A 9,691-nucleotide genomic window follows, 5' to 3' on the forward strand; every position below is an offset into this window, starting at 1 on the left:
GGCAAACACCGGCCAAACCTTGTCTTTTAAAGAGTGACACAGCGCTGTTATGCTGGGTTTAGTCATTTTTAACATCGCATATTGAGACTATAAAGATGCAACACCCTACATTACAGCCAGAATTCCCACTGTTATTAAGTTATCAGGGGCAGAATGAAGCCGAACTGATTATGGATAAACAGATGCTGGAACAACTGCTGCAACAACCACTACATCTGCTGCCTGATGGCGACCGTTTGATTGATAGTCTGGGCAGGGTGTACCGGCTGGATGCGAACCATCAACTTTACGCAACAACAGAGCAGCTTGATTTAGCAGAGGTTATCAGTTTGATCCAACAACATTTTTTTGCTTTGGCACAAAGTTGTGTTGTAAAAATACAAACTCCGGATATTCGCTCAGCCTTGTTATTGCTGGCTGAATAGTGCTGTCCCGAACAAACAAGTTTTACCGCCAGGTGGCAACAAGCCGGGCTATATGAACAAGGGAACATCATGAAACAAAAGTTATGGTATCTGCTCAGTGTACTTGGCCTTACAACTTTTTATCAGTTGCTGCTGATGTTCACTGTTGGTTATACCGTTGCCGCCAAAAGACCAGACTGGTGGCCTGTGGGTATTTTTACGTCAACGGACGGTTTATTAGCCTGGATGCACCTGACCCAGGGTTTTGGCGTGTTATTGGCTGCTCTGGTTGTTGCCTGGCTTATCCAACGTTTTTTTCGCGCTCAATGGCTGAGTTTAAGTTTTGGCGCCACTTTGCTGCCGCTGCTTTTTATGGCCTCACCTTTTTGGCAGGGTCAAATGTTGCGATCAGATCTCTGGTGGTCCGGCATGCTGGATACAGCTAAGTTTTTGTTGTTGCCGCCTTTTTGCTGCTGGGTCATCGTCAAATACCAGCAGCTTTATTCTGACAACAACAGCTGATAACGCCGTTTTTCACAACAGAGTCTCAGGCGACTGAAACCAATTCAGGCTCTGTCGCTTCAGCCAAAGCTTTAACGCCAATACGGCTGATTGTTGCGCCCTGCAGTTCAGCCACTGTCCATATCATGCCAGACCATGTCACTGTATCGCCCACCACCAACTTGCCACCATGCTTGCGGGCGATAAATTCATTCAGCAGTACAGCGTCGCCACACTCGCTTAAATCCAGACTATAAAACATGGCTAAATCGTCCAGTTTGGCCGAGCCATCCAGCATAAAGTCACCAAAAAACTCAAAATCAAAATTACGTTGTGGCGTTTCACTAAACATACGGCCAAGCACAGCTAAATCGGCATCGTGGCCGATAATACAAAGCACATCACCGGCCATCAGTTTTGAGCTACCGGACGGGTGCAGCAGCACATTGTCACGAAATAACGCCACAATACGGGTATTGTCCGGCATATTTAAACTGCGAAGTTCACTGCCAATACACCATTTGTCGGATTTGAGTTTATAAACAAATAACTCCCACTGACTGGCCAGCGCAATTTCAATACCGGCTCTGGAGATAGGCGTTGGCATGGCAGGCACCACCACTTTGGCTTTGCGTGCGGCAAAACCCAGTGTGGTGCCCTGCAATATCAAAGACACCAACACAATAAAAAACGCCACATTAAAAAACAGCTGGGCATTGGGTAAACCTGCCATCAGCGGAAATACTGCCAAAATCACCGGCACTGCGCCTCTAAGGCCAACCCAGGAAATAAAACTACGTTCTTTCAAGCTAAAACCGCGAAACGGCAACAAACCAATAAACACCGAGAGCGGTCTGGCGAATAAAATCATCCATAACGACAACAACAAAGCAGGCACTGCTATAGGCAATAATTCACTGGGCGTCAGCAATAAACCCAGCACCAGGAACATGCCAATCTGACTGAGCCAGGCCAGGCCATCAAACATATGCAAAATACCGTGTCTGTTACGGATAGGCTGATTGCCAAGCACTAAACCACAGACATACACAGTGAGAATACCGCTGCCGCCAACAGCACTGGAAAAGGCATACAACATAATACCGCCGCTGACGGCCAAAAGCGGATACAAACCATCGGCAATATGAATACGGTTAATCAGTTTTAATAACAACCAGCCACCGGCAAGGCCAAGCAGAATGCCAATACCAAACTGCTGCACCAGACTGACCAGCACTGTCCACTCAAAAGCAGTTTGGCCACTGGCCAACATGGCAATTAAAGTGACAGTTAAAAACATCGCCATCGGGTCGTTACTGCCCGACTCTATTTCAAGGGTTGCGCCAACCCTTTCGTTTAAACCTTTACCGTTCAGAAGGTTAAATACCACAGCAGCGTCGGTAGAGCCGACAATAGCGCCTATTAACAGGCCTTCCAGCAGCTCCAGGTTAAACAGCCAGGCCGCAACAACACCGGTTAAACCTGCGGTGATCACCACACCAACGGTCGCCAGTGACAACGAAGGCCAAAGCGCTACCCGAAAACTTCGGGCATTGGTGCGCATACCACCGTCGAGCAAAATCACCGCCAGCGCTAAGTTGCTGACCATATAAGCCAGGCTGTAATCATCAAACTTAATGCCACCAGGGCCGTCCACCCCGGCTATCATGCCAACCGACAGGAATATCACCAGAATGGGCACACCAATTTTGTTCGCCACTGAGCTCACCATAATGCTGGCAGCCACCAGAATGGCACCAATCAGCAATAAGTGATTTATCGTTGCTGCATCCAAAATTGACCTCCGACAGCCTGACCTTAAACCTCACCTTTAGCATTAAAATAGTGACGAACGAACTCAAACTCAATCTAAAACATTAAAAACCACAAATTTCATAAATATCTTAATTAAAAACAAATACATATGTATCTATTAAAAACCATATAACCTAAAAAAAAAGCAAGGCTAATGCACTTAACTGAGTCACAGCAGCAGTTAACATCAGATTTAAGGCAGATTATGCGATTTATCTATTTAATCGCAGCTGAACAACTTATAGAGCATGTCTGAGCCAGACAAAAGCAGAGCCACACAAGGCAACAATCATTCTGATACCAAGTTGTTCATCAGTTTTGTGCCTTTGGCCGTTTTTTTTCTGACAGCAGCTTTTGTAACGCCGTCAGCGGCGAAATTCAGCTGTACTTTTATCTGACAGCCGATATAATACGCGCCGCTCTTTTGACTGTTCTTTATACAATAAGGTAATCCTATGCACCCGATGTTAAACATCGCTGTTCGTGCTGCGCGTAGCGCAGGCAATATTATCGCCCGGGCCTGTGGCCAACTGGACATGGTTCAGACCACTCAAAAAGGTACCAATGACTTTGTTACCAACGTTGATAAAGAAGCCGAACAGGCCATAGTGCAGATTTTGCGTAAATCCTACCCTGACCACGACATCGTCGCGGAAGAAGGTGGTGAATACAGCAACAATAATAGTGATTACCAGTGGATCATCGACCCGCTCGATGGTACTGCTAACTTTATCAAAGGTATTCCTCATTTTGCCGTTTCCATTGCTTTGCGTTATCGCGGCAAGCTGGATCAGGCCGTTATTTTCGACCCGCTGCGTGGTGAAGTATTTACCGCCAGCCGTGGTGCCGGTGCTCAGCTCAATGGTCGTCGTATCCGTGTCAGCAATGCAACTGACTTAAGCGGTACTATTCTGGCAACAGGCTTTCCGTTTAAACATAAACACCATTTAGACGCTTACACTGAAACCTTTAAAACCTTTTTTACCACTGCTGCTGATGTACGCCGTACCGGCTCTGCCGCTTTAGATCTGGCTTATGTTGCAGCCGGCCGTTTAGATGGTTTTTGGGAAATTGGCTTAAAACCATGGGACACAGCAGCAGGCGAATTGTTAGTGCGTGAAGCCGGTGGTTTGGTCAGCGATTTTGTTGGTGGTAACAACCAGATGAAGAGCGGCAATATTGTGGCAGGTAACCCTAAGGTACTGGCCGCTATGCTTAAAGGCATGCGCCCGCATCTGACGGATTCTTTAATGAAATAACAGTCTGATTTAAAAAAAGCCCGGGAAATCCCGGGCTTTTTTGTTTTATGCAACCTTCAGACATCAGAACACAAAATCCAGCGCCACACTAAACAGCCGGGCATCATTGTGATAACTAAAGTCGTACCAGGGCAACCGGTCGCCATTATCCTGGAAGTCGTCATACTGCACTTTTAAACTGGCATTGGGGTGGAAGTTATATTTAAGCCCAACAGTGATCATCCGGTGCTCTTCCGCTTCACCAGTGCCAAAACCCTGATAGTCCTCAGTTATTTTTAACAAGGCCTGCGACATGCCAATATAAGGCTGCCAGACATCATGGTTATACATAGCGGTCAGCAGATAAGTTGGAAAACGCGAACCATAACCGTCGTCATACATCACATAGTTGTAGTCAAACAATAAAGTGACATGAGTGAAGTTAAAAGAGCCGCTGGCACCAAAAAAATCCAGGTCAAATTCGGTTAATGACGAAGCGCCTGAGCGGATAGGTGTGCCATCAGGATTGCTGCGACGTTCAACAATTTGGTCAACAACCCCATCGCCATTAAAGTCGACTTCATCAAAAAACATCACATCGGCAAAGGTTTCATAAAAGGTACGGAAATACGACAAACGTAAATCTATCCAGTCATTCCCGGCTGCCAGATTTGTGCCCATAATTTTGCTCCAGGTCACATCGGCAGTGCCGGCAATATAAGTGCCTTCAGGCGGAAAATAATAACCACCTCTGTTGCGCCAGAAATCATGAGACTTAATATTTTTTTGGGTTTCATGGCCGACAAAACCACTCAGACTGAAGTTCCAGTCCTGATAACTAAAGTCTTTTACCAAAGTGGCGCCATTAAACTGGGTAATTTCCCACCAATAAAGGTTGGCCGGCGGACGCACCCAAGGGTAAGCAAAACCCACTTCCATATATTCTGAAAAATAATACATTGGCAGGTTTCTGCGGCCGAGCATCAGGTACAGATCATCAGAAAAACGGTAGGTTGCGTAGAGCCAGTCGATATCCGGTGAAAAATCATCGGCACCTTTGGCAACCAGCTGGGCAGTGAAGGTTAAATTTTCCATCACATCCATCCGCGCCTGCAGCGCTATCATGGATTCTGGTTCCATCGACCATTGGTTTTGGTAAAAAGCATAATCGTAAAAATCAACCGGAAACTCCACCTCCCCTGTTGGATCCGGATCTCCCCCTATGGTTTTGCCCACAACCAGAGAGCCATAACCACTCCATTGAATATCGGCAAAAGCCGATCCCATAGTGCAAAGCAGCACCAGCACAGCACTGAGCCATGTTTTCATAGAGAGTTCCTCAATTAATAGGTGGCAACAACTTTGACTGCTGCGCTGACTTTACTGGCATCCACAAAACCAATAGTGGCCGGGTTGGCCGATACCAGTTGCAACATTTCTTCGGTACTCACCTCACGGGGCGGTGTGCCTTTGCCGGTGAAGGTTAGCTTGGACCAATAGGCCTTCAGCTGAGAATCGGTTTTACTCAACACCTTGGTGTTAAATTCAGAGCGGCTGGATTCAGACTCCACCACAACCAGCGGAATGGCTTGTTTACCATCGCTGAAGCTGCGTTGTTTACCCAGAAACAACGCTTTGATATCTGAATCTGTAACAGCCGCCGCATTGTCCGGATGAACTATCAGGGCAATATCGGCCAAAGCCGGTGTAGTGGTAAGGGGGAATAACAACATCAACCACAAGAATTTTTTTTGCATATGAACCTCTGAACCTGGATCTGAATATCCTTCGACAGTCGTTCATTCCTTTGATAAAGCCAAGTCTAGACGGTATCTGCTGAATTACCACAAGGCTTTACAAAGCCTTAGTGCAAGCAGCTGCTGGCATCAGCTTGTGTCGCGGCAGCAATAACAGAGGTTATCCGAGGTACAAGTGGACAAAGCCAGCCTGTGATGCTGGCAGTGTATTGGTTAGTTCGATGGTTTTTCCACAGTTAAACCCTGCCCGACCCAGGCACTGTAACCCCCGGCCAGACTCAGCACATCGGTATAACCCATTTTGTGTAACACGTCAGCCGCCAATGCCGAACGAAAACCACCACCACAATACAACACCATGGTTTGTTGTTTATCCTGCACCACTTGTTCGATGTCGCGTTCAATAATGCCTTTACCAAGGTGCATGGCCTGAGGTAAGTGTCCCGCTTGCCATTCACGGTCTTCACGCACATCAATCAACACGCTAGGCTGTTTATGTTGCAGAAACTCTTCAATGCTAATTTCCTTTACCCGGCTTTTGGCGTCATTCACTAAAGCCAGAAAACCCGGACTATGTTGTTTACTCATACAAAACTCCTTATTCATCATTAGCAGTTGGTTCGTTTTTAAAAGCCTGTTAGCAAGACAGATTAAAACACAGCTAAATACCAATATGGCAAAAACTGCTGCTGCGTTTTTGGCATAACATACATCCCGACCACTCGCAAAGGCCCTGTACATCGCCAAAAACTGCTCCTGCGTTTTCGGCATACCGTACATCCTGTACATAAAAAAAAGCCAGTCATTTGACTGGCTTTTTGCGGTTATAAGGCTGCGGTGCCTTCACCTTCTTTTTCAATCACTGTTGGCAATAAGTCTTCACGACTTGCCCCCAGGATCACGGCAATAGAACTTGCCATATAAATAGAAGAATAAGTACCAATGGCGATACCAAATAACAGCGCAGTGGCAAAACCGTGGATCATAGCGCCGCCCATAAAAAACAGCACTATCAGCGTTAAGGCCGTGGTGAAAGACGTCATAGTGGTACGGCTTAAAGTCGAAGTAATAGCTTCGTTTACTGTTTCTTCCACTGTGGCATCGCGCAATTTACGGAACATTTCACGGATCCGGTCAAACACAACGATGGTATCGTTAATGGAATAACCAATCAGCGCCAGAATAGCCGCCAGTACCGTCAGGTCAAATTCCAGCTGGAATACTGAAAACAAACCCAAAGTGATAATGACGTCGTGTAACAGCGAGGCAACTGCACCCACTGAATAACGCCATTCAAACCGGGCTGCTACATAAATCAGAATACCCACCAACGCTGCCAGAATGGCCAGGAAACCGTCTTCTTTCAGTTCATCACCCACTGAAGAGCCAACAATATCCACTTTGCGCACTGTCACAGGGGTTTCGGCCACTGTATTAATAGAGGTGAGGATCTGCTCGCCAATGGCTTTTTGCTCCACACCTTCGCGCGGGGCAATACGGATCATCACTTCCTGACTGTTACCAAAATACTGTACCTGAGCGTCGGGAAAACCGCTGCTACCAAGTGCTGAACGTACTTTATTTAAGTCAGCGGCCTGCTCAAATTTTACTTCAATCACAGTACCACCGGTAAAGTCCAAACCCAGGTTTAAACCCTGAGTGAACAGGCTGACTAAAGAACCAATGATCAGAAAAGTAGAAAATATAATGGCTGGCCACTTCAGTTTCATGAAGTTCAGCGAGGTTTTAAAATTAAATAGTCTCATTGCTGACTCCTTAAACCGGTAAGCTGGTGCCGCGACGCTGGCCCCAGATCATGTTAACGATTAACCGGCTCACCACCACCGCAGTGAAAATTGACGTGATAATACCCAGCGCCAGAGTCACGGCAAAACCTTTCACCGGTCCAGTACCAATACCAAACAGAATCAACGCCACCAATAAGGTGGTAATGTTCGAGTCGGCAATAGTGGCAAAAGCACGGTTGTAACCCTCGTGAATGGCATGTACTGCAGAACGACCTTCAGCCAGTTCTTCGCGGATCCGTTCAAAAATCAATACGTTGGCGTCAACCGCCATACCTACTGTTAAAACAATACCGGCCATACCTGGTAAGGTTAAAGTGGCACCAGGGATCATCGACATCACGCCAATGAGCAACACTAAGTTGGCTGTTAAAGCGATATTGGCAACCACACCAAACCACTTGTAATAAATGACCATAAAGCCAAGTACAGAGATCATACCCCACATAATGGCGCTTAAACCTAAGTCAATGTTTTCCTGACCCAGGCTTGGCCCCACTGTACGCTCTTCCACAATCAGAATAGGGGCAATTAAAGCACCGGCACGTAATAACACGGCCAGGTTTTGTGCTTCACCAGGTGCATCTAAACCAGTGATACGGAAACTGCGGCCAAGGCGCGCCTGAATAGTGGCAACACTCACCACTTCTTCATTTTTCTGCATAATGGTTTTGCCGTTAGCGTCTTTTTTATCTGTTGGTTTGTATTCAATAAACACAGTGGCCATCGACTTGCCAATAGCGTCTTTGGTCAGATTAGAAAAAGTAGAACCACCTTTGGCATCTAAATCAATATTCACCTGAGGACGGCCGTTTTCGTCAAAACTGGTGTTGGCACCGACTATGTGGTTACCGGTCAACATGATACGTTTTTGCAAAACTACAGGGTTGCCGGCGCGGTCGTTAAACAACTGCGAGCTTGGCGGAACCCGGCCTGATACTGCACTTTGTACGTCAGCGGTTTCATCAACCAGACGGAATTCCAGCGTTGCTGTTGCACCTAAAATTTCTTTGGCACGGGCAGTGTCCTGAATTCCTGGTAATTGCACCACAATACGTTCAGCGCCCTGACGTTGTACCAAAGGCTCAGCAACACCAATGGCATTGACCCTGTTACGGATAATGGTAATGTTCTGCGCTACAGCGTCTTCACGCAGCGCTTTCATGCGTGCTTCGCTGAATGTCACGACCAGGCTGTTGTCATCGGCTTCGGTGTAGACCATATCGGCATCTTTTTTCGACAAAGCAGCTTTGGCAGCGGCAACATCTTCGGCATTACGGAAGGCAATAACAACACGCTGATTGACTAAATCAGCGGTCACTGAACGGTAACGGATTTTCACTTCACGCAAATCGGTGCGGTATACCTGCACCAGATCGTTGATGTTTTTATCCATGGCGGTTTTCATATCCACTTCCATCAGGAAGTGCACACCACCCCGTAAGTCCAGACCCAGTTTCATCGGGGCTGCACCAATAGCATCAAGCCAGGCCGGTGTGGCCGGAGCCATATTTAACGCCGAAACCACATCTTCACCCAAAGCGGTTGACACCACTTCACGGGCTTTCAGTTGATCTTCGGTATTGTTAAAACGGGCTAAAATCTGGCCTTTATTTAACACCACACTTTTAAAAGCAATATTTTGCGCCGTCAGCGCCTGTTCAAGCACAGTGACTTTTTCAGCACTGACTTCAGCACCGCGGGTACCGCTGATTTGTAATGACGGATCATTCGGATAGATATTGGGCAGTGCGTAGATCAAAGCGACCGACAGCACCACCACTATCATCAGATACCGCCAGATTGAGTTCTGGTTTAACACTTGGATATCCTTGTGAAGAAAAAGCCGCTGTTACAGCGACTTTAAAGTGCCTTTTGGCAACACTGCGGAAATTGCACCTTTTTGTACTGTCACTTCAGTGCTGTCGTTCAGGGCAATAATGACAAAATCTTTGTCATCAGCAATTTTGCTGATACGGCCAACCAAACCACCACCAGTCAGTACTTCATCACCTTTGGCCAGCGCAGCCATCAGGTTTTTATGTTCTTTTAAACGTTTGGCTTGCGGGCGGTAAATCAGGAAATAAAAAATTAAACCAAACGCCACCAGCATAATGATCATGTCTAAACCGCCACCTGGGCCAGCTTGGCCAGTTGGTGCAGTTTGGGCG

The 9,691-nt window shown here is 46.8% G+C and carries 10 protein-coding genes; 3 read left to right on the forward strand and 7 right to left on the reverse strand.

Going from position 1 to position 9,691, the window contains the following annotated elements; all coding sequences use genetic code 11:
* Positions 1-95 precede the first annotated feature (95 nt).
* Entirely contained in the window at positions 96-425 is a 330-nt protein-coding gene (locus RCH83_RS03775) for a DUF4144 family protein (protein WP_306519179.1), read from the forward strand.
* A gap of 69 nt (positions 426-494) precedes the next feature.
* Positions 495-926: a hypothetical protein gene (locus RCH83_RS03780; RefSeq protein ID WP_306519181.1), complete on the forward strand. Its 432-nt coding sequence runs from the start codon at positions 495-497 to the stop codon at positions 924-926.
* 25 nt (positions 927-951) lie between these two features.
* On the opposite strand, the gene RCH83_RS03785 is transcribed toward RCH83_RS03780, so the two are convergent.
* Positions 952-2,700 (reverse strand): potassium/proton antiporter, encoded by a 1,749-nt coding sequence (locus tag RCH83_RS03785; protein WP_306519183.1) that lies wholly within the window; start codon positions 2,698-2,700, stop codon positions 952-954.
* Positions 2,701-3,175: 475 nt separating this feature from the next.
* Between RCH83_RS03785 and suhB the strand changes: the two genes are divergently transcribed.
* Entirely contained in the window at positions 3,176-3,979 is an 804-nt protein-coding gene (suhB, locus tag RCH83_RS03790) for an inositol-1-monophosphatase (protein WP_306519185.1), read from the forward strand.
* A 63-nt stretch (positions 3,980-4,042) separates the two neighbouring features.
* Here the strand turns inward: suhB and RCH83_RS03795 are convergent, their stop codons facing one another.
* From RCH83_RS03795 to yajC, 6 genes are all read right to left on the reverse strand, one after another.
* The gene (locus RCH83_RS03795) at positions 4,043-5,287 is read right to left on the reverse strand and encodes a hypothetical protein (protein WP_306519187.1); all 1,245 of its coding nucleotides are present in this window, start codon (positions 5,285-5,287) and stop codon (positions 4,043-4,045) included.
* 14 nt (positions 5,288-5,301) lie between these two features.
* Complete coding sequence (locus RCH83_RS03800) at positions 5,302-5,715, reverse strand: phosphate ABC transporter substrate-binding protein (RefSeq protein ID WP_306519189.1); 414 nt, start codon at positions 5,713-5,715, stop codon at positions 5,302-5,304.
* Positions 5,716-5,928: 213 nt separating this feature from the next.
* Positions 5,929-6,303, reverse strand: a complete 375-nt coding sequence (locus RCH83_RS03805) for a rhodanese-like domain-containing protein (protein WP_306519191.1) — start codon at positions 6,301-6,303, stop codon at positions 5,929-5,931.
* 236 nt (positions 6,304-6,539) lie between these two features.
* The gene (gene secF, locus RCH83_RS03810; RefSeq protein WP_306519193.1) at positions 6,540-7,481 is read right to left on the reverse strand and encodes a protein translocase subunit SecF; all 942 of its coding nucleotides are present in this window, start codon (positions 7,479-7,481) and stop codon (positions 6,540-6,542) included.
* A gap of 10 nt (positions 7,482-7,491) precedes the next feature.
* Positions 7,492-9,342, reverse strand: a complete 1,851-nt coding sequence (gene secD / locus RCH83_RS03815) for a protein translocase subunit SecD (protein WP_306519195.1) — start codon at positions 9,340-9,342, stop codon at positions 7,492-7,494.
* A 30-nt stretch (positions 9,343-9,372) separates the two neighbouring features.
* Positions 9,373-9,691 (reverse strand): preprotein translocase subunit YajC (gene yajC / locus RCH83_RS03820; RefSeq protein ID WP_306519197.1); only part of this gene is annotated, 319 nt, incomplete at its 5' end.

It is taken from the genome of Rheinheimera sp., from assembly GCF_030824435.1.
Taxonomy (GTDB): domain Bacteria; phylum Pseudomonadota; class Gammaproteobacteria; order Enterobacterales; family Alteromonadaceae; genus Pararheinheimera.